Here is a 21,988-nt window from a genome sequence, read left to right on the forward strand (position 1 = left end):
CGCGACGCAGGGTACAGGGGGGTGTCAGTTTTGGCGAATCACACCTAATTGGATGGCAAACCGGCTCGCTTCTTTGTGATTGGGGTTACATAAATGACTTCCTCCATCGCCGCAGCCCCACAAAATGTGGCTTTGGAGAGGACCGCGTCGGGGAATGGTTCAATGGTGTAGGGGTTGGATGTGGACCGCCGTCGGGTCCCACCTAGATCGATAGGATAGCGAAAAACATGCTTCTCGCAGAGGTCTTCCCCAAAGAATCCGGAACAAAGGGGAAACTTTCCCCCGAATTCCATCGCTAATGAGCAACGACCGGAGGGCAATCGAGCTGGAAATACGAATAACGTGCCGATTCGCCCGTCCGCCGACGCAATGTTCGGACGGGATCGAGGCCGAATCAGCGACGCTACCTCACCTACAAATCGAATGCCAGAGCCTGAACTGCCCACGCGAACGGACGACGCATCCGGCCTAACTCGTTCTGGTTGCAGAAGAATCTGGATCGGAAGCATCATCTTGCGGCGTTTCTGCATCAACTGGTTCCGATTCCGCAACCGGTTCCAATTCGCTTTCTAGCGACTCGGTTGCGGCAACTTCCGGATCAGCAACTTCCGGTTCAGCGACTTCCGGTTCAGCGACTTCCGGTTCAGCGACTTCCGGTTCGGCGACTTCCGGTTCAGCGATTCCCGACGCCTCGGCCTCACGCATCAAGCGTTCTTTCTCTTTCCGGTTGCGTCGCTCTTCCGCAGCGGCCTTCTCCGCCTCTTCGGCCCTTGCTTCGGCGGTGTCTACGATTCGCTCGACCTGCTCTTCACTCAATCCGCTCATCTCCATGAACAGATCGGGCTCGATGACGGAAAGGTCATCGTACGACAAGTATCCTTGCTCGACCAACGATTGAGCAATCTCGTCCGTAATCCCCTCGATCTGACTGAACCCACCGACCGCTCGTTCGATTTGTTCTTCCAGTTCGCCACCGGTCATGATTTCGATGTCCCATCCGCACAACTTGCTGGCCAAGCGGACATTCTGGCCTCGGCGTCCGATCGCCAACGACAACTGATCTTCTTGGACCAAGACAATGGCGCGACCGATCATGTCACAAAGCAACACCTGCTCGACTGCCGCCGGTTGCAATGCGTTGGGGATCATCACTTGCGGATCGTCGCTCCAACGGACCACGTCGATATGCTCGCCAGCCAATTCTTCGCGAACGGCCTTGATCCGACTACCACGATAGCCCACACAGACAGCGATCGGATCGATTTGCGTATCCACGCTGCTGACGGCGACCTTGCTGCGATAGCCAGGCTCGCGGCTAATCGATTTGATTGCGATGACCTCTTCGGCCAACTCCGGAATTTCTTGCTCAAAGAGTGCCTGAACCAACTGTGGCCGAGTCCGGCTTAGCACGACACGGACGCGGTTTCCGGCCGCCTTGACCTCAAAGACCACTGCGCGCACTCGTTCACCGGCATGCAGCGACTCCCCCGGGATCTGCTCGCTACGGGGCAGGATCGCTTCGACGTTCCCGAGATTCACCGTCGCGACGCCTCCATCGGCTCGGCCGATGATCCCCGCGACGATTTGCCCGACTTGCTCACGATACTCGTTCATCAACGTATCGCGTTCGGCCTCTTTAACTTTCTGAATGATGACTTGCTTGGCTGTCTGGGCACCGATTCGCCCGATCTGGTCATCACCCAATTCCTCGTCGTCAAGAACAGCTGAAATCCGACCGTTTTCACGATTCAAATGCACCGAGATATTTGCATCCTCGCCATACTGACGCTTCGCTGCCGTTTGCAGTGCCGACTCGATCGCAGAAAAGACGATCTCGGTGTCAATGTTCTTCTCTCGGTGAAGCGAATCGACGTAACGGAGGATGTCTTGCGGATTCATAGGTAACTGATTGCAATAATGACGTACGGATGGGAAGCGCTTACGGCAAAAACAACGGTGGCGATACAAAAACGGCCCGGACCTAAAGAAGCCCGGGCACGTCGAATGCTCGTTATTTGACCTCACCTTATCGATATGGCCACGGAGTGTCAACCAAGAACGACGGCCGAATTTGCACCATCGTCGTCGCTTTGAACGTTTTTCCGCTGCCTGTCGAGACGCTCGCCGACAACTGGCCATCTTTCGGATACGCCAACTGCCGCTGCCACTTCGGCCGCGACAAATCACCACGGGCATAAGGGGAATCACTGACGAACCACCCCAGCGACCGCTGCTGCGACCGCCGAAGCGGCAATTTGACGCGGGCAACGCCATCCTCATCCGCAACGAATCTCACCGTCCACTGAATCACCTTCTCGGTGGCCTCGGTCCGAGTCGCCCCCGCATGATCGGTCAAGGTGGGCCGAGGGTGCATTTCGATCCGGGCCGTTGCAGGCACGATGACCGCGCGGTCTTGGCGGTCGATCAGCGTCAACTCGACCATCCAACCATCCGGCTGTGCGTCGGAATCAAAATTGGCGAGCGCCGCAGAGAGATAAACGGACTGTGGATTCAGTTCCGTCGATTGAACGGTTGCCCCTGCCGTCGCGGAATCGATCGAAGTGAAGAACTCCGTAACCCCATCAAATTGCAGCGTCGAAAACGCCACATCGCCACCCCCATCGCAATCGAGACAGCGTGCTGGAACAGGATCGGACTGAAGCGTGTGTTCCCAGGCTGACATCGTGGACCAGGATGATTGTCGTTCGAGCGATTGGCCCGAGACCGCAGGGGGCGCCCCCAGATAGTGGATCAACAACACGGCGATCGCCAACAGAGCGATCCAAACCGACCGAGGCAGGTCGATGATCTTGGGGGCACAGCAATGGCGTTTCAAGATAAAGCCCTCGGGAAGAAGAGTGGCGCCAGCGAACCGATCGCGAGGGCGCGACTTCCGATTATACCTGGGGCCAAACCAAATGCTGAAAAAAGCGTGCCGGCCCCCGGAGCGACCAAAAAACGCCGAAACAGGATCGAGAACGGCGGCTCACATTATTAGGCTTCGCCAAGAATTGCCTGCAGCGCCGCGACGACTTGGTCGATCTCCTCGTCGGTTGTCACGACCGATCCGCTGATCCGAAGCGTCCCCTCGGGGGCGCTTCCAAGATACGAGTGGACTAGCGCCGCACAGTGCAATCCGGCTCGAGTTTCAATGCCAAATTCCGCATCAAGAATTGCCGCCAAATCGATCGGTGACATTCCCTCAGCTGCAACACTTGCGATCGGCAAACGGCTTGGCTTTCCAAACACGCGCAAACCATCGATCGAGGTCAATCCCGCATGCAAGCGTTTCGCCAATCGCTGGCAATGACTGGCAGAACGCAACTCCGATTGCTCGAGCAAGACGGTCAAACCAGCGGCCCAGCCCGCCAGTGCGGGGACGTTTAAATTGCCCGCCTCCAATTTTCCTGGCATCACGATCGGCATCGACAACGATTCCGATTGGCTGCCGGTTCCGCCAAACACGATCGGTTCGACTCGATCGAACCGTTCTGGATGGACATACAGAAACCCTGTTCCTTGTGGTCCCGTCCCGCCTTTGTGCCCCGGTGCCGCCAACAAGTCGACCCCAAGCGTCTCGACGTTCATCGGCAAGTATCCAAACGATTGGGCGGCGTCACAGAGAAACATTGCCCGATGCTCCGCCAAATGACGTCCGATCTCTTCGATTGGCTGCTCTGCGCCCGTTACATTGCCCGCCGACCCCACGGCGACGAGCGAGGTTTGATCGGTAACGGCTCCGAGGACTTCCTCGGCGCTGACAATCCCGTCCCGGTCACAGCCGACCACGGATAATGTGATTCGACCGCTGCTTTGCAGGTGAGCGAGTGGTCGCAGAACGCTGTTATGTTCGGCAGCCGTGGTGACAACGTGATCTGCGTTGCGAACCACGCCAAAAATGGCCGCATTGATTGCTGTGGTGCCGTTGGAAAACAGGGCAATCGATTCGGTCGACGATGCACCGATGAATCGGGCCAGGGATCGTCGCACTTGGTGAACGATCGCATCCGCCTCGTGTGCCGAACCATACTGGCCACGCCCTGCCGCTGCACCACACAACCGGGCGTAACGATCCATTGCATCGAGAACGTGTGGCGGCTTCGGCCATGACGTCGCGGCATGATCCAAGTAGATACGGTTGAGTGTCATGGAGTTTCAGTCTAGGAGTCCGTTGGGTGCACCCACTCGGTGGCGCCGCCCTCAAAATGTTCCTTTTTCCAGATTGGGACATCCGTTTTGATCTGGTCCATCAACCAGGGAAGCGCGGCAAAGGTTTGTTTTCGATGGGGGCTGCTGCAGCCGATCACGATGCTGGCTTGGCCCACGGCAACCTCGCCGAGTCGATGCACAATGACCAAACGCGTCAAGCCGAATCGCTCGACGGCATCGGTTGCCAATCGAAGCAATTCGGTGGTCGCCATCGGCCGGTGGGCATCATACGACAGCGACCGGGTGATCTGGGTCCCGGTCGTCCGTCGCGTGACTCCACAAAACCACCCTTTGGCCCCAACGTCGGGATCCGCGACAAAATCATCCAAACGTGTCATGTCGATCGCGTGATCAACAAGTTCGACCGCGATCGCGTCGGAGTGGGGGTTCATCGTTGGCCTTACCCTCCACTGACCGGTGGAATGATGGCGATTTCGGTCGCCGCGGCCACCGCAGTGTCGGGGGCGACATAGCGAGAATCGAGTGCGACCCGACAAGCGGGTAACAAACCAGAGACGGACGGCAAACGCTGTGCGACTTCTTCAAGCACATCCTTGGCGGTCGCATCGTCATTCAGCTCAATCGCAATCGCATCCGCATCGGCTGCTTCGCGAACGGCGGCAAAAAGGAGCACGTTGAATTTCATGGACAGTCGAAACCGGACATTGAAGGAGAAAGAGATGGTCGGTTGCTCAAACAGAAGTCGCGACCGTTCAATTACGGGAACCGCAACGATGGGTGGCTGCGGCCCTTTGAATGTCTGCAGGAACGTCTTTCCTAATCCATGATTTCGCTCTGAAACTTGGGCATTCGTCCATAAGCATAGGCGATCACCTTCAATGGGTGCAGGGTCTTGCGTCCAGCGCCATGTTCAATTTGCATCTTGCACGTGCTGCACTCCGTCGCTGCCCGCCACGGGCCCGCTGCCCGCATCGCCGAGATCAGTGGCCATCCGACCCGCAAGCTATTTCGATAGTTTTTTCGTTGTAGTCCCCAGGTCCCCGCCATCCCCGTGCATCCCGCTTCGACTCGATTGACCGAAAGCTCCGGTATCAACTGCATCAGATTTGGCCCTGCTTGATCCGGGTCGAGCACTCGCAAATGACAGGGTTGGTGGTAGGAAACGTCCGCGTCGACTGGGATGAAGTCGGTCGACAAGCGATTCTGTTGGTGCAAACGCCACAAGTAGTCGCACGCTTCAAACGAGTTCTCCGCAACCAAGTGAGCGTCTTGATCATTCATCAAGTTGACGTACTCGTGCCGGAGGCACAAAACGGCTGCAGGTTCGGTTGCCAAAATCGTATAGCCTTGCCGAACCGCATCGGCAAGGACGCGGAGGTTTCGTCTCGCCACGCGTCGGGCCCCCTTGATGTCACCGGCCGAAATCCTCGCCATTCCGCTCGCTTTTTGACCGGGTGGGACGAACAAGCCGATCCCGTTCTGTTGCAAAATCTCCGCCAAAGCCCTGCCGATCTCCGGATCGTGGTAGTTCGCGTAGTGATCGACAAAGTAGGCAACTTTCAACCCGCCGTGGGGGTTGGATTTCGTCCAACGTCGCTTCGAGGCATAGCGTAAAAAGGTTTCGCCAACGACCGGAGGTAACTCGCGTGCTGCCGACAATCCGAACAATCGCTCGACGAGCCATCGTGACGTGCGGCTGCGGATCAACACGTTCGATAGCCAGGGAATCCGCGAAGCGATTGCTGCAATGGAATCAATCCGGCCGAGCAACAAATCCGACAGCGGCAGTCCGTTGGTGGCGACGTATTGTGCCTTCAGTTCGCCAACGATTTTGGGGATGTCCACCGACGCCGGACATTCCAACCGGCATTGATGACAATTGAAACACAAATCTGCGATCTGTTTGGCGCGATCATCGGCCAAATCTTCAACCTTCAATTGGCCACTCAACACGCCTCGTAACAAATTCGCTTTTGCACGCGGCGAGGCCTCCTCACTTCGCAGCGAGCGAAACATCGGACATTGCCGCTCCGCAGGCGAATTCGTGCGGCATCTTCCGCAGCCGTTGCAACTACGCGAGACCTGAGAAACAGAGGCACCGGCGCTCCAATTTTGCAGGACTTCCAACTGCGGAACCGCTTTGCCCTGCTCGTGTGCCTGGCGAGCAATCGCTTCGTCGGCCTCAATCAAAACGCGACCACTCCGGCTGACCTCGATTGTCTGGTCGGCCGGACGTAAATTCACATTCGGCTTCTGCAGTTCCGCACCGAAAAGCTTACCGGGGTTCAATCGATGTAGCGGATCGAACAAGCGTTTGACTTGGCCATGCGCTTGCCAAAGTGCGCCAAATTGGCGGGGCAACAGGTACGACCGGCTCAAGCCCGCGGCATGCTCGACACTGATCTGCCCCCCATGATTCCAAACCACCTCGGCGACCTCGTTCGCAAGGTCGAGTAGTTTTTTGCGGTCCGATTGGCTGCTGAGATCCAAGAAAGGCCGAATGTGCAATTGGCCATGCCCTGCATGAGCAAACACCGTCGCCGTCGTTTGCAGCTTCTGAAGGGTGTCCTGAATCGCCACCAACACTTCGGGCAGTGATTCGGGCGAAACCGCGATATCTTCGATGAACGGTAACGGCGCGTCGGCCCCCTTCACGCGGTGCAGTCGCGGGATGACTCGGCGAGAAAGCGACCAAAAAAAATCTCGTTCGGATTGGCGAACCGCATCAACCGAGGCGAAGGCGCCGTCGGTTCCCTGAGCGAGTTCTTGGCGAATGATGGCCAACCGGTCGTACAAATCACCGAGTGACTCGCCTTGAATCTCAACCAGCAACATCGCCTCGGCTTCTCGAGGCAGCAACTCGCTAAACTTCGGCTCGGTTTCCCGAGCGATCTGAAGCAGGCGGCGGTCCATCAAATCACAAGCAACCAACCCATGTTGGATTGCCTTGACCGCACACCGCGCCGCCGAATCGAGTCGTCGAAAAAACAGCAACGCAACCCCTCGATGGGTCGGCACCAACTCGGTGTGCAGCGTCGCGTCGATGATGATTCCCAGCGTCCCTTGAGTCCCCACCATGAACTTTGCCAAATCGACTGATCCGGCCGAATCGATCACGCCGTCAAACCGGTAGCCGCTACGAGAGTTCGCAACGTACTTTTTCGCTGTGATCAAGCTGTGGAACTGATTCTCGATTTCCACGACGCCACGTGCCAGCCGTCCCGCAGTCGTCGAAACGCCCTCACCCGCAGCGCGTTCGACCGATTCACCCGGCTGGTGCTTGGACAATTTCAACAATTCGCCGTCCGCGGTGACGATGCGCATCGAAACGATGTTGTCGCGAGGCGATCCGCTGCGCAGATAGTGGCTGCCCGACGCATTGATCGCTAACACGCTCCCCATCGTCGTGATGCTGCGCGTTGCCGGGTCAGGACCAAACCAACGTCCAGAGGGAGCCAATGTCTGGTTCACCTCCGCCAACACCGCCCCGCTTTGCACGGTGATTTGAGTGGCATCCGGTTCGACCGTAATCCGTCGCATGAACCGAGAAAAGTCGAGCACGATGCCTGTACCAAGTGATTCGCCAGCAACACCGCTGCCGGCCCCTCTGGGCTGAATCGATAGGCGTTGCTCCGCTGCGTACTGCACCGTTGCAATCACATCCGCCACGGTTTGCGGCCGAACGACACCGATTGGAATGATCTGATAGACACTCGCATCGGAGGCGTACAGTTGGCACGACAACGGATCACACAAGACTTCGCCTCGCACGATACCGCGTAAATCGTCCTGCACTCGTTGACGTTCGCTATCCATGCGACCTATTTCGATCGCACAGGGGGTTGTTCGTCAAGCTCGTCAAGGAAAAAAAACAGAACTTCCTGCGAATTACCGAGGATCGACCACGAGAACCCGCGTCTCTTCCCCTCCTGCTTCGCCGTGACAGTTAAGATTCTCGGTTGATTAGCCCCAACACTTCCGCCCGAGATTTGGGGTCGTCGCGGAACGCCCCCCGCATCGCACTGGTCAAACACAAACTTCCCGGTTTACGTACACCCCGCATCGTCATGCAACTGTGCGTCGCTTCGCAAACAACCGCAACGCCCTGAGCCGACAAGCGATCTTCGACCAAGTCAGCTATCGTCTGCGTCATCCGCTCTTGTACTTGAGGACGCCGCGCAACCTCTTCCACCACTCTTGCCAATTTGCTCAAACCAACCACCTTACCGCTTGGTAAATAGGCAATATGAGCCTTGCCGGTGAACGGCAACAGATGGTGCTCGCACATGCTGCAGAAACTAATATCGCGAACCAAGACGATCTCGTCGTATTCTTCGGTAAAAACCTTCGCCAAATGCCGGCCAGGATCGCTTTGCAACCCCGCAAACATCTCCGCGTACATCCGAGCCACTCGGGCAGGTGTCTCGAGCAGCCCTTCGCGATCCGGATCCTCGCCCACCGCATCCAAAATCACCCGCACCGCCGCCTCGATTCGCTTGAAATCGACACCTTCGGCTCGAGGCTCATTGGGATCAACAAACAACGGCGGTTCGGATCGGCCGTTGCGAGACGAGCCGCAGGTGTGTGAGTCCAGATCAGTAAACGGTTCTTGCGACGAACGGAGTTCCACGGAGACAGGTTCCTAAGGGAGTAGGGAGATGGGTTACGGAGCATTCGATGAAATGGTAGGCAATCGGCTAGTGCATTGTAGCACCCTTTCGCGATCTTTCGATGACACGCCCGAATCGTTTCGCTTTCCATTGAGTCGTTCGGGAAGAGCCGCGGGATTGTCTGGCAAATGGGTTCGTATCCCATCCGGCCGCACGTCCTTTCGATTCACCGATCCGCTGGGATTGGCCTTGACCTTCCCCTCGAAACTTGCACCTCATATTCCCCGTCGTTGTCGCCCCGGTCAGCCGGAGCATCGTTGACCTGCAAGACCAACCAGCTTTCGGTCGGACAAAAGATCGTGACACTCGGGGCGACCGCCACAATCCCCAGTGGCTCGCAAGTCGATGCGTTCACAGAGGAGGTGACCGGGACCAGGCAAGCGATCAATTGCCCAAGCGGCTTCCCTCGCACGTATTCGATCGTCACCCCCGCCGGCTGGCTGCTCCAATCCTTTTCCCTTTTTGCGATCACACATTCCCCCCTCGCTGCGATCTGCACCGACGTCGATGCCGGAATCCGAATGCCTGGCGATTGCCAGCCTCTCGATGCATCGACGCGTGTTCGCAAACTCGATCCGTCCCAAAGCGGATCCTTGTGATGGATCGCTACCTGCTCTCGGTTCCAATCGAAACCATAATCGATCTGCTGGCACATCAACCGCCATCGGGCAACCAGTGCTGGCCACTCGATCGATAAACGCTGTTGAAATTGACGCGTGAACTGAGGGCTGGTGTCTCGGCCCGCTCGAGCGGCTGCCAAGTAGGCGGGGCGGTACTCGTCGTAGTGTGAAAACAACATCGCCGCGGCCCAACACCATCCGTACGCTTCGGCATCCGCGTTCAAATCGGCCGGGTAACGCATCACCGATTGAAGTGTCGGAATCTGATTTTCGTCGCGCCGCGCGTCGATCAATTTCAACCGCCCCCAATAAGGGACCGATTCACGGTCCGCTGGCAAACGGTTGACCATCACTGAATCGCCACTCGACGCGTGAGTCGACAATAACTCAGCCACACCTTCCATATACCACGACGGCCCGGTACCGCCGAATTGGTCAATCGCTAACGCATGCACTCCCTCGTGGAGCAGCAAATGACGCGTGTAATATTCGCTCGGCTGCTCGATCACGAACAAGGAATCACCGAGTGCATAACCTTGTGAAAAATCAGGAACGCGACTGGGGATCAATCCGGCGTCGCGAAATGCCCCCTTGTCTCGCATCACATAGGCTTGCACTCGCCACGTTGCCAACGATTCGGGGGGCAACGCAAAGAAGGCTTCCCATTGGCCAACTGCGGCATCGAACGACTGCACCAAATCCATTGCTTGTTGCTGCGACGGCAAATCCGTCGTCAGCGAAAGGTGCTGGCCCGTGATCTTTTGGAATTCATTTGCTACGCTGACGTGCCCGCCGCAACAAAAAAACACCAGCCCGAGCATCAGGTATCGATATCGTGTTCCATTCATGCCGCCATTTTACTCGAATTTTGTCACTCGTGACGACACTCGGTGCGTTTCTCGTGTTCGGGTGTGTCCCGCGCAGCGAAAGTGACGTCGTCGTTTATTCGGCACTTGATGAAGAGTTCGCGACGCCAATTCTCGATGCGTTTGAACGGTCTGTCGAGCAAGAAACCGTTGTGGTATCGAAGTTCGATGTCGAATCGACCAAGACCGTCGGACTGGTCAACCGAATCCTTGCCGAACGAGAAAAACCGGTATGTGATCTGTTTTGGAACAACGAAATTTTGCACACCGTCCGACTGCAAAAACTCGGCTTGCTTCAACCGCGGTCGTGGGCGGTCGAGCAGGGGTGGCCCAGCGATATGATTGCCAGCGACGGGTCGTGGTGCGGTTTCGCAGCGCGGGCCCGAGTCATCCTTGTGAACACCGACAGGATCACCGATCCCGCCGACTATCCAAGGTCGGTTTCCGATTTGACCGATAAAAAATGGAAGGGCCAATGCGCGATGGCTCGACCGCTGTTTGGCACAACCGCGACCCATTTTGCGGTGCTCCGGGAACTCAACGGTCACCAACCGACCCTGGATCAACTCGGGCAAATGAAGGACAACGCCGTGGTGCTATCAGGAAACAAACAAGTCGCACTCGCGGTTTCGGCTGGTACCGCCGCGTGGGGACTGACCGATACAGACGACGCAATCATCGAACAAGATCTCGGACGGCCTGTTGCCATCGTCTTCCCCGACCAATTGCCGGACCAAAGCGGCACCCTGCGAATCCCCAACAGCGTCGCGTTGCTGAAAAATTCGCCCCATCCGGTGGCCGCCGCAAGACTTGCCGACTACGTGGTGTCACCAAAGACCGAGGATCGTTTGGCGATGGGCGAAAGCAGCCAGCTGCCGGTCTCGCGAGCAGCCAAGTTCCCGCCTCGAGTGCTCCCGGACCAGCCGGTTCGGTGGATGCAAGTCGACTTTGAAGCCGCCGCCGAGAATTGGGATCAATGGGCCGCCGAGGTCCTTGAGATCTTCTCACTTTAGGGCAGCGAGGCCGCAGCCAGCGATCTGCCGTTCGTTTCGGTTGAGACACGGGTTGCGTCCCCCCTGCGAGAAAAGGGGGTTCTCCGTCGGGCAAATTTGTCGGACAAAAAAGGGCTCATCCGGCGGAAGCGTGCGCAGGAGGTTTTCGAGGCATCTCTCCGGTGTCCCATCATTGCTGGCAGGAGCTATTTTTACTTGTTATAGTGCAGTTGCCGGGAGAAACGGAGTGGAGCTCTGCAGAGGTGCAACTTGACAAGGGATATCCCGGTCGACGGTGCGCCAAGGGTGCTACCGGTTCCCTGCGGACGACCGTCCGTCGGGGACTCTTTTCTAAGAGATCATTGGACACCGGAGCCATACCTCCAAAAAACCTCGAGTCTGGGTTCCGCGCGCTTCCGTCGGATGAGCCCAAAAAAGGGGCCTTCTATCGCATGCGAGGTCGAAAACCGTCATAATCACAGAACCAGTCGTCAAGGTGATCCCTAATTCCCAGAGCGAAAGATGGTTGTTCCACCACCCAGGGAAGTCGTTTTTGAGGCGTCGCAGAACCGGCATCGGACGCGGAATGCTGGGGTTGTCGTTCCGAAGCACAGCGTCAAACGTGCCGAGTTGGGGTTGGAAGCGAATCGGAACGGGTCGGGTCGCAACGGGGCGGGTCGGGACGAGGACGGGCAATCGCGACGCCGCTGGGCGGGCGACGTCCACATCCTCACAGAGGCTCAGTCCGACACGAGCGATGCTGCCAAGGTGGGGGATGAGGAGGTGCCGTTGGCGAATCATCGCCGGAGCTTCTATGACACTCCCGCTTGGCTTGTCAGCACCGTCTTCCACCTGTTTCTACTCTTGATCCTTGCTTTGGTCACGCCGCTGCGAAACGAACCGGGCACGCTACTGCTTTCCGCTGCTCAGACGCAACCACGCGATGCACCGGCACTGGCCGAATTTGCGATCGAATCGATCGCGATTGATGCGTTCCCCGAGATGGAAGAAATCGAGTCCGACGTGGATATGGAGCCGTCGGTCCGCGACATTGTTGTGGAGAATCCGGTCGAGACAACACCGACACCGCTCCAAGTCGACGATCTGTTTTCGGCATACACGATCAGGTCGGGGGCCACCGTGATCCCCAACTTTGAAGCGCCAGGCAGCAAAGGGGACGTCGGCAGCATCCGAGACGGCATGTTTAGCGGACGCACTGGGGCGATGAAACAGCGACTGCTCGAATCGGCCGGCGGGACCGAGTTGACCGAGCAGGCGGTCGCGCTCGGGTTGGCTTGGTTAAAACGACAACAGCATTACGATGGCAGTTGGAGTTTGATGGGGCCCTATCGCGATGGCGGTCGAGTGGACAGCAAGACAGCCGCAACGGCGATGGCGATGTTAGCGTTCATGGGCGCCGGAAACACTCACCGCGAAGGCCCGTACAGCGAAGAATTATTGCGAGCGGTAAAGTGGCTGATCAGCCAGCAGGACAGCACGGGTTGGATGGCGAACAATTCTCAGCACAATCATAAGATGTATGCCCAGGCCCAAGCGACAATCGCCTTGTGCGAACTCTATGGCATGACCGGTGAATCGTGGCTTCGTCCGCGTGCTCAGTTGGCATGTGACTTTGCCTCGCTCGCTCAGTCGCCTCCCGGAGGTTGGCGATACGAGCCACACTACGATAGCGATACTTCGGTGACGGGGTGGTTTGTGATGGGGCTGCAGAGTGGAATAGCGGCGGGATTAGAAGTCGACCCCCTGGTCTTCGATCGGGTCGACCAGTACCTGAATTCGGTCGAAGCGTCTTACGGCGCGGCGTACGCGTACCAGCGAGGCGATCCTCAATCGCGAGCCATGTCCGCCGAGGGGTTGCTGTGTCGACAATACTTGGGGTGGAAACCGAACTCGGGCCCGATGACCAAGGGGCTGCAATCGTTGGTGATGAACGAACCCATCGATTTGGACCGCCGTGATGTCTATTATTGGTACTACGCGACCCAGGCCATTCACCACTTCGGAGGACCACTCTGGGAACAATGGAATGATCGGATGCGGGTGGTGCTGCCTGCGTCGCAGCAACGGCAGGCGCCCGAAGCAGGAAGTTGGTCGCCGCAGGGCGACGCCTGGGGCCACAGTGGCGGTCGCTTGTACACAACTTGTCTCTCTCTGTACTGCTTAGAAGTCTATTACCGCCACATGCCGCTTTATCAGCCGCAGGAACAGGACGCGGCAAAGAACGAAGCAGTCGTGGAGCCACCTGAGTCAACCGAGGGTGACTCTTTGCAAGAGACCACAGACGGCGACGAACCGTTGTTCTGACGGTGCACGTCCGATTACCTTTGGTGGACCGCCGAAACGGCGCTGCGACAGCTTGTTTCATTAAATTGAGCGGATTCACCCGCTTGCGACAGAGCAAAGCGGACGCATGACGACGCTCAGGTGCAAACAATAGCCAGGTTTTGCCCCTTTTTTTGCCGAAAAAACTGCTGAACGTGTCAAGGCTTCTTGATTGGTTGTCTACAATTAACGGGAATGCGGCGTTCAACACACTCTACTCAAACAAACGAACGGTTCAGAATACTATGAATGCGAATCGCAACATTACCCGCATCGATAGAGAATCTTCGGGCGGTTACCTCGTACGGATTATGCGAAAGGGCAAGAAGACATCAAAGTTCTTTTCCGATTCCGAGAACGGCGGCAAGAAAAAGGCGTTGACTGCGGCCCGGGCGTTCCGGGACGGACAAGAGAAAAAGATGAAGGGATACACATCCAAAGAACTCTCCAAGATCATGCGTTCGAACAACACTTCAGGCGTTGTTGGTGTTCGGTTGGTAGAGGAAGTCGATATGCGTTGGCCATCACAGCCCACCTATTTGTACTGGGTTGCTCAGTGGAGTCCGAAAAAGGGAGTCCGCAAGACGAAGCGTTTTTCCGTCGAGAAGTATGGTGATGAAGAAGCGTATCGGCTCGCTTGTCTTGCCAGGAAAAAGGGCGTTTCCGCAATGAAAGCGTAGAGCAGCGTCGCCGCAACCGGTTGAGTTGACGCTCGCCGACACCCTCTTCGCAGGTAGCAAGAGCCTCATGATTCCGATCCATTGGAGCAACGAGACTTGCACATTCGATGTCCACGTCACGCCGAAGGCAAAACGAGCTTCGATCGGAGGTATGCATGATGGGGCCCTGCGAGTCGCCGTGCTTCAACCGGCCGACAAGGGGAAAGCAAACAAGGCGGTAGCGGAATCGATCGCCTCGACACTGGGCATTGCGAAATCGCGGGTCGAGATCATCCGAGGCCACACGTCGCGTCGAAAGACGGTCTCGATTCATGACGTCAAGCGAATCGATCTGCAGCCGTTGATCGATCTGGGTTAGAGCTTCTTGCGAGTGCCCGTACGAGTGTGGAACGCCTGCCCGACGGCGGACACGTCTCTCGAGTCGACGGGCAGCAAGAATTGCAAGGACGCGATGTTCAAAGGTTGGTGAGGTTCGGGTAAACTTCGGGTTGATGCCCATTCGATGGTGCATGGATATGCCCGACCTTTTTTGCCAAGCGAACGGACTACGCCTGTGTCGAACGACAATCCCTTTTCGCAGAATTATTCACCTTCGCCCCCTCGCTTTTCACAAACTCCGTCTTCCCCACCCCATTCGCCAGGCAACCGCGTGTTCGTCGTGCTGGGGGTGATCGCCTTGGGGGTCATGTTGTTCTGTGGCGGCATCGGATTGGTCGTTTTTTTTGCGGCTCGCCAGATTGCCCAGCCGAGCTCAGGCATTGAACAACCCGAGCGTGTTGGCGGGTTCCAAGCCGATGCGGATCGGTTCAACCAAGTTCTCGCCCGATTGAGTAGTGACCCTGGCTTCAAGCCGACCACAACCGATCCAGAACTCGAGCGATTCCTCGAGCGGTCCATCGAAGATTCAACGGCGGGTGATGAGATTGCATTTAGTCGCGATCAGTTCATTGAAGCGGTGGCAAACAGCAAAGCGAGCGGAGGAAGCTTTGGCTTCCTGGATCGATTGACTCTGCGCACCTGGCTTGACGAATATCCGCCAGCTCCAGCCAGCCTGGATGATTTCACACGAGTCATCGACATCCGAATGGCCCCATCTGGCAATCTGGCAGAAGTCGATCTGCTTAGCTACAGCGAGGAAAGCCAAATCGATGCATTGGAGTGGTTCTTGGCGAAAGAGAACGACCAGTGGAGGCTTTACGATTGGCAACGAATGGCGTTCGGTCGACGAATGTCCGATGAGTATGCGTCCTATATAAAAGGCGAACCACCGATCGACGAAGGCTACGACCTGGCAATGGAGCTGCTCTCAGAAGCGGAAATTGCCTGGTATGAGGACCGCCGCGAGGAAGCACGACGGTTGCTGCTTGAAGCCGAAAAGAAGCCGATGCTAGCAGCCGATCGATCGGTGGCTCGTTTGCGAACGGCACACACGTGGATGCGACTTGAAGAGTATGACGAGGCGATTCGGGTGATGAAGACCATCTCCGATCCCAATGGCATGTGGGGTGTATGGCCTTCGATGGCCGTCTGTTTGTGGAGCCTCGATCGGAACGAGGATGCGTTGGAAGCAGCACGCAACGCTGAAAAACAAGCTCCCGATCACCCGAATACTCGTTGGATCTTGTCGGAAGTCCTACGCGATCTCGACCGTGACGACGAGGCGGCGGGGTACGCAGTCAAGGCACTGCAGGTGTGTCCGCATGACCCAACGCTGATTCGCTCGGTTGTCGACCGCCTGCGTGTGGAAGATGTCCCGGTTTTGGTTGAATTGCAAGCGGTCGCGGGAAACAACGAGGATTGGGCATCGCTCCTTGATGCGGCGATTTACGACGAGCCATTTGCCAAAAAGTTGGCCGAAGAGATTTCAGCGCGAGACACGTTGCCGAAAGGATTGCATCAGCTGGCCCGAGGGGCGTTGGCGTGGGCCAACGAGGATCACGATTTGGCTGCGACGCATTTTCTCGCAGCCGAACGGGCAGCCGAACGCGAGTCTCTCAAAAGCTTAGCAGCTGAAAACTATTTGAGCCTGCGGATGCTCGAAGATCGCTACGACGAACTGTTCTCCGAATCCGACGACTTGAATGCTACGTTGAAGTCGCTGTTCCTACTTGCTTGCGAAGACGAGCTCTACTGCGACGAGGCATTACTGCTTCAGTCGCTGGAAAAACGATCGTCCGATCTGCCCATCGGCTGGGCGACGGGGTTAAAGGCTTGGGCCGAGTTCATGTTGGATCAACACGAAACGGCATTTGCCGATTTTGATGCATTTGATAAGTGGCTTGACGCGAATCCTGATTCGCTTTCGGAACAGGATCGTTGGGTCATCGACACCACCGATTACTATTTGGCGTCATTGCTGCTGCGTCTTGGCCGGCCGATGGAAGTGATTCAGCGATGGCCTGAGAGCGTTGCCCGTCACGAACAGGTTGGCACTTCGTTGTTACAAACGGGTAATCGCGAGCAGATCGTTGCCTTCTTAAAGGACACGCAGCAAACGCCAAGCGAATCGGTCGAGTTGCAACGGTTGCGTCTACAGGCTGCGGAGGCGTTTTTCGATGGTGATGCCCGTCGTGGTGATGAGTTGCAGCAGCAAGCAGTTGAGTTGAGTCGAAGTGTCTATAGCGACGATCAAACTTATTGGGCTGACGAACTATTGCGGCAGCGAGCGATTGACTTGGTTTGGAGCCGGTTGATTCGGCAAGGTCAGACCGAGATCGCCGGAGCCAGCGAGATGACCCCCGAGGATCGCGAAACCTTTATGCTCGCTGCGATTTCCGAATCCGTCGACCTGCGGGATGCAGAGCAGGTACAGGTATGGGCAAAGCAAGCGGAAAACATGGGGATCGTATCCGGTGATTCCTACGCCAGCATTCAAGCACAGATCGGTGAGTTCGAGTTGGCGCGAGGGCACAGTGCGGCGAGTGCCGAGGCTTTCAAACGTGCGGTCGACCATACGGAAACCGATCGAACTTGGTATCGCCAACACCAAGTTGAGAACGTTATGGAAGCATTGCTGCTGTCCAAGCATGCCGACCGAATCGAACAAGCCCGCAGTTGGTTGTCGACCCAGTCAAGCGAGAGCGACGGCGTTCCGCTTCGCGTTACGGTCGATTTGGCCGCAGGCGATTCCGAAACGCTCGTTTCCGCATTGCAACAGGTTGATCCCGACGACGTTTCGAGCTGGTTGAGCCAGTCGCTCACACGCAAGCTCCTACTGCCGCAGCTCGACAAGGCGTGGGCGCTCGAACTGTTACAACAGCACCCTGTCACGATCTCGAGTGTCCCCTGTGCGGCGACCGGTGAATTGGTGATGGGGGAAGGAGGAGACATCACTCTCGCCGTTGTCCAGCGGTTGATTGGCGAAGCCTTGGGTGAACGGTTTGTTGCCAAATCGATACCGGTCAAGCCGCTCGAGCAGGACGATGCGGCGTGGATGGTGACGTCCTCGACCGGGCAGCGGGTCTTAGTTCAGTGGTCGCACCCGAAATACGAGATTGGCGAGTTGCCACCGATGCTTGCCAGTTCGCTCAGCGAGCCGTTGCGGAGAATGACGATCTGCATTTTGGACGACCTTCCCTCCGCTCAAGAGCGATTGTTTCAGGTTGCTTCGCGAGCCGCCGGCGAGACTGCAATCCTTTTCTGTTGGGACAACCAGGATAGGAAATGGATAGGACCCGATCTTTCGCAGAAATTAAAATGGGACGATCGTGTTCCTGTCTCACCTTCGATGCCCATTGTCACGTTGATCGAAACGCTCGAGACGGATGACGATGCCGATTTCGTTGACCTCGAAGAGTGGGACAAGCGATTGCAAGATTCCGGTGGTGAGCTCGACATTTTCTTGACGCTTTCAGCAGGGCCCGTTGTCGAGCGGCTTCCAGGTGTGTTGGTGGGGGTCAATTCAGAAGAGTACGATTTGTTGGTTCGACCGCGACGCGATAGTGTACTGGACCCCCTTGTCAAGAATGGGGTGGTTTACACAACTTACTCCAGCATGATCGAACACGACGGCCCCTAATCGCGAACTGCCATTGAGTACGAATGGCAACAAAGGTGAACTTGTCTTGGCTTCAAACGAATCGTTTTGGCTCCCCACGCCTCGCAAAGAGATCCTGCCGACGATTTTGTCGGCGCTGCGAGAACGATTCGTGTTTTGCGACGAAATTGCAGACCTGCTGTCGGCCGCATTCTACGAACCGTGCAACGTCTTGCTGTGGGGGCCCGGGGGGCATGGCAAATCGGAGATGGCCGTCACCGCCCTCAAGGCGTTGGGACTGGAAGACCAAGAGATCTTCATTCAATCATTTGGTGAGGGGATGAGTGAAGACCGCTTGTGGGGCGGTCCCGACATGGCGTCGCTGGACACCTGCGTGCGCTATGACACGACGCGATCATTCCTGGCATCTCAGTACAAAGTGGTCATTTTTGAAGAGCTGTTTGATGCACCGGCCCAAGCCCTGCTGCCGCTGAAGGACGTACTCACCCGACGCGTGTTCATGAACGGTCCCGAACGGGTTGAGATGGCGGCAAAAGTCGTGATCGCGTGCACCAACAAGGATCCGCGGGAATTTGCCGAAGACAGCGATGCCGTTGCTGCCTTGATGGAACGGTTTTTGTTGCAAAAGGAAGTCCGCTGGCCGAGTTACCAAGCGAAGCACTACCGGGAACTGTTCGCAAAGATCCGCCCCGATAGCAGTCGGGGCGGCAAGCAGTTGCAAACCATGTTGTCCAAAGTCATCGCAGGCTTGAATGAGGACAAGACGTTTGTGATGTCGCCGCGAATGGCCATTCAATCGCTCGAAGTGGTCAGCAACGCGGCTCGAATTCATGGAGACGATACGGTGACGGCGGAATCGTTTCAAAGCATTCGATTCGTCCAAGGCATGCAGTCGTATACCGCTGATTTGGCTCGACGGATTGAAAAACAATTGCCGGGTGGAACCTCTGCCGACGAATCCACAGCCGAGTCGATACAGATCAATTTGTCCGACCGTGATTTCTCGCATACCGATCACGGCCCACTTAAAACACCGCGTGGTGAGATCCCTGGCGTGGTGTCCGAGGCCTTGGCGTCCAGATTTGTGCACTGTGACGAGATCATTCAAGTGCTGACCCACGCATTCTTCCAGCCCTGCAATGTCCTGCTGTGGGGGCCCGGGGGCCATGGCAAGTCCGACATGGTCATGACGGCGCTGCGAGAATTGGGATATCGAGAAGAGGAAATCTTCCTGCAATCCTTTGGGGAGGGAATGACCGAAGATCGCTTGTGGGGTGGACCGAATATTGCAAAACTTGATGTCTGCTTGGAATACGACACCGCCCGGTCCTTCCTACCCTACGAAGTGGTCGTCTTGGAGGAGATCCTTGATGCGTCGAGCCAGGCCCTGTTGCCGCTAAAGGATGTTTTGACGCGGCGTGTGTTCATGAATGGCAACCAAGCGGTACCGATGCGGTCTCAGGCGATCGTCGCATGCACGAACAAGGATCCGCGGCAATTTGCCAAGGACTCGGACGCGGTCAAAGCACTGCTGGAACGGTTCCCGCTGCAACTCGAAGTCCGCTGGCCCTCGTACGAGCAAGCCGACTATGAAGCCTTGTTTAGCAAAACAAATCCCGATGCCGGACCCGATCGCAGGAAATTGAACCGAATCTATGCACACGTGATCGCGAATCTGAACGATGAGCGTGATTCGGGGTTCCATGTGTCGCCGCGAATCGCATTGGGCGGATTGCGATTGGCAGCCAACAGTGTCGGGCGTCACGGACGCCGCAAAATGATTGTCGAAGACATTTTGACGATCCGCAATGTTCAGGGAATGGAATCGTATAATCAGGATGTCGAAGCCATGATCCGATCGGCGCTATTGGAAGGTGGAGTTGAGGTGCTATTAAGTGACATTGACGAACGAGCGAGTCGATTGCACGGGCGGATGCAGGAGATCAATGAAAAGTTCGACCTGGCAAAAGGTCTTGATGATGAAGCACGCGGCGATGTCAACGACGATGCAATCACCGCGATGGTCGACTTGATGAGTAGCATGGACTCGCTCAAGCACGAGCTGGACTATCTGCAGGTTTCGGATCCCGCACTGCTAAAATGGAAAAAACGAAGCGAGAAATTGGTCGACGAGTTGGCGGCGGAAGTCGAAGCGGGAAGTTAGCCGATGAAACCGATCCGCGTCGACCGTCGTTTTCGTAGGTTCCTCAACTACCACACGCATGTCTCCTATCCGGAAACGAGCGAGCGGCGTCAGCAAATCAATACGGCCGAGGTGGTCAACAAGCTCGATGCCATCGGTATGTCGCACATCGCAGTGCCGATGATCTGGGATGGTGTGCACCTGGTTGATGAAGGCCGCTTGGCAGGTGCTGGCGAGATTGAACGCCGGACACGGTTGACTTACCGAATGCGAATGTGGCCGATCATCACGTGGCTCGATGAAGTCTTTCATTGGGCGGATCGCGACATTGCCTTGTACCTTCAATTGGCCGTGGCCCTGCGCGACGTCGAATTCGATCGCATCAAGGGAAAAACGGATGTTGACCGTGCCATCGCCAACGTTGCGGTGATTGCAACCGCGAAACGTTCCATCGCAATCGGGATCCCCCCTGAGTCGATCAGCTGGCAGATCAATTGGGCACTGCAACAAGTCGGCTCTCTGGAAGCGGACGAAGTGGAATGGATGGAGTGTCTGCCCGACGAGAGTCGGTTGAAGCCGAGCGACCAAATCGACTACGAACAAATGTCACGCGACCGAGGTATCACGTCGATCCAATTGGTCGATCGCCTTGACACTCGCGGTCGAATTGCATCCCTGTTTGCCGATTGTTTTGGTGGTGTGAGGAAAGAAACCGAAAAAAAGGAGACTCATCCTTTGTCTGTACGGCGATTGGACGTCGCGTCAAGACTGTTGGCCGAACCCGGCATGGAAGCATTGTTGAGGATTTCCCGGATTGCAAACGAGTATGTCGCGTTCCAACCACGGTTTGAAAAAAAGATGATCCCGTCGTCCGATGGCGACCAAACGCGAATGCGGATGATGCAGTCGTACGACGAACTGCCAAAACTTGCTCCCGCAGCGTGGGCATTGAAAACCGCGGCGCCGAAGTATTTTCGTTATCGCTTGGCAACCAAGAGTTTTATGGTTCGCGAAAAGATCAAACGAAGTGACAAGAAACAGTTCTTTTACGCAATGCTTGATCGATCGAAGTCGATGCAGCAAGGCGAACGCATCTACAAATTGTTAGCGATTTTGCTGAACCGCTTGCGCGCGGTGGGTCGGCGCGAAGCAATTTTGGGCTACAGCTTTTTCGATTCGGTCGTCCACGATCAAGTGATCGTTTCCGAGGTTGCCGAAGCCCGCGAGGAGATTCGCCGATTGCACTACGATTTCTTCACTGGCGATGACACGGATATCAACTTGGCCCTACGCGAAGGCGTGACTCGCGTCAAAAGCCTCGTCGGTGATCTTGACGCCGAGAAGCCGGAACTGATCATCGTGACCGACGGCGATCATGGGATCAATGTTCAAGCGGACGAGCTAAAGGGAATTCTGTTGCATGTCTTTATTGTTGAAGAGCAAAACGACGACTTGATCCAATTAGCAAAGCAGACGGGCGGGGTCGCCTTGGCAGGGCTCTAAGGGC

At 56.5% G+C, this 21,988-nt stretch carries 15 protein-coding genes; 7 read left to right on the top strand and 8 right to left on the bottom strand.

The annotated features are described in order from the left end of the window. Positions 1-468 precede the first annotated feature (468 nt). The 8 genes from nusA to Poly41_RS09770 form a co-directional block, all read right to left on the bottom strand. Positions 469-1,899, bottom strand: a complete 1,431-nt coding sequence (gene nusA, locus Poly41_RS09735) for a transcription termination factor NusA (protein ID WP_146525941.1) — start codon at positions 1,897-1,899, stop codon at positions 469-471. Between the two features lie 127 nt (positions 1,900-2,026). After that, the gene (locus Poly41_RS09740) at positions 2,027-2,836 is read right to left on the bottom strand and encodes a hypothetical protein (protein ID WP_146525943.1); all 810 of its coding nucleotides are present in this window, start codon (positions 2,834-2,836) and stop codon (positions 2,027-2,029) included. A 158-nt stretch (positions 2,837-2,994) separates the two neighbouring features. Next, positions 2,995-4,149: an aminotransferase class V-fold PLP-dependent enzyme gene (locus Poly41_RS09745; RefSeq protein WP_146525944.1), complete on the bottom strand. Its 1,155-nt coding sequence runs from the start codon at positions 4,147-4,149 to the stop codon at positions 2,995-2,997. Positions 4,150-4,160: 11 nt separating this feature from the next. Continuing rightward, the gene (locus tag Poly41_RS09750) at positions 4,161-4,601 is read right to left on the bottom strand and encodes a molybdopterin synthase catalytic subunit (protein WP_231615556.1); all 441 of its coding nucleotides are present in this window, start codon (positions 4,599-4,601) and stop codon (positions 4,161-4,163) included. An 8-nt stretch (positions 4,602-4,609) separates the two neighbouring features. Further along, on the bottom strand, positions 4,610-4,855 hold the full coding sequence (locus Poly41_RS09755) for a MoaD/ThiS family protein (protein ID WP_146525946.1): 246 nt from the start codon (positions 4,853-4,855) through the stop codon (positions 4,610-4,612). A gap of 131 nt (positions 4,856-4,986) precedes the next feature. Next, positions 4,987-7,986: an FAD-binding oxidoreductase gene (locus tag Poly41_RS09760; RefSeq protein WP_146525948.1), complete on the bottom strand. Its 3,000-nt coding sequence runs from the start codon at positions 7,984-7,986 to the stop codon at positions 4,987-4,989. 130 nt (positions 7,987-8,116) lie between these two features. Further along, the gene (gene folE, locus Poly41_RS09765; RefSeq protein ID WP_456237821.1) at positions 8,117-8,764 is read right to left on the bottom strand and encodes a GTP cyclohydrolase I FolE; all 648 of its coding nucleotides are present in this window, start codon (positions 8,762-8,764) and stop codon (positions 8,117-8,119) included. A 242-nt stretch (positions 8,765-9,006) separates the two neighbouring features. After that, the gene (locus tag Poly41_RS09770; RefSeq protein ID WP_146525950.1) at positions 9,007-10,308 is read right to left on the bottom strand and encodes a hypothetical protein; all 1,302 of its coding nucleotides are present in this window, start codon (positions 10,306-10,308) and stop codon (positions 9,007-9,009) included. A 29-nt stretch (positions 10,309-10,337) separates the two neighbouring features. On the opposite strand from Poly41_RS09770, the gene Poly41_RS09775 reads away from it, so the two are divergent. The 7 genes from Poly41_RS09775 (at position 10,338) to Poly41_RS09805 (ending at position 21,984) form a co-directional block, all read left to right on the top strand. Next, the gene (locus tag Poly41_RS09775; RefSeq protein WP_231615557.1) at positions 10,338-11,339 is read left to right on the top strand and encodes an extracellular solute-binding protein; all 1,002 of its coding nucleotides are present in this window, start codon (positions 10,338-10,340) and stop codon (positions 11,337-11,339) included. Positions 11,340-11,840: 501 nt separating this feature from the next. After that, positions 11,841-13,643, top strand: coding sequence for a prenyltransferase/squalene oxidase repeat-containing protein (locus Poly41_RS09780; RefSeq protein ID WP_197231194.1), 1,803 nt, complete (start codon positions 11,841-11,843; stop codon positions 13,641-13,643). Between the two features lie 263 nt (positions 13,644-13,906). Continuing rightward, complete coding sequence (locus Poly41_RS09785) at positions 13,907-14,341, top strand: AP2/ERF family transcription factor (RefSeq protein WP_146525953.1); 435 nt, start codon at positions 13,907-13,909, stop codon at positions 14,339-14,341. A gap of 67 nt (positions 14,342-14,408) precedes the next feature. Then, positions 14,409-14,699, top strand: a complete 291-nt coding sequence (locus tag Poly41_RS09790) for a DUF167 domain-containing protein (protein ID WP_146525954.1) — start codon at positions 14,409-14,411, stop codon at positions 14,697-14,699. A gap of 195 nt (positions 14,700-14,894) precedes the next feature. Further along, on the top strand, positions 14,895-18,359 hold the full coding sequence (locus tag Poly41_RS09795; RefSeq protein ID WP_146525956.1) for a tetratricopeptide repeat protein: 3,465 nt from the start codon (positions 14,895-14,897) through the stop codon (positions 18,357-18,359). A 46-nt stretch (positions 18,360-18,405) separates the two neighbouring features. After that, complete coding sequence (locus Poly41_RS09800; protein ID WP_146525958.1) at positions 18,406-20,502, top strand: AAA family ATPase; 2,097 nt, start codon at positions 18,406-18,408, stop codon at positions 20,500-20,502. 3 nt (positions 20,503-20,505) lie between these two features. Next, positions 20,506-21,984 (top strand): hypothetical protein, encoded by a 1,479-nt coding sequence (locus tag Poly41_RS09805; RefSeq protein WP_146525960.1) that lies wholly within the window; start codon positions 20,506-20,508, stop codon positions 21,982-21,984. Positions 21,985-21,988 lie beyond the last annotated feature (4 nt).

The sequence above is a fragment of the Novipirellula artificiosorum genome, assembly GCF_007860135.1.
Classification (GTDB): domain Bacteria; phylum Planctomycetota; class Planctomycetia; order Pirellulales; family Pirellulaceae; genus Novipirellula_A; species Novipirellula_A artificiosorum.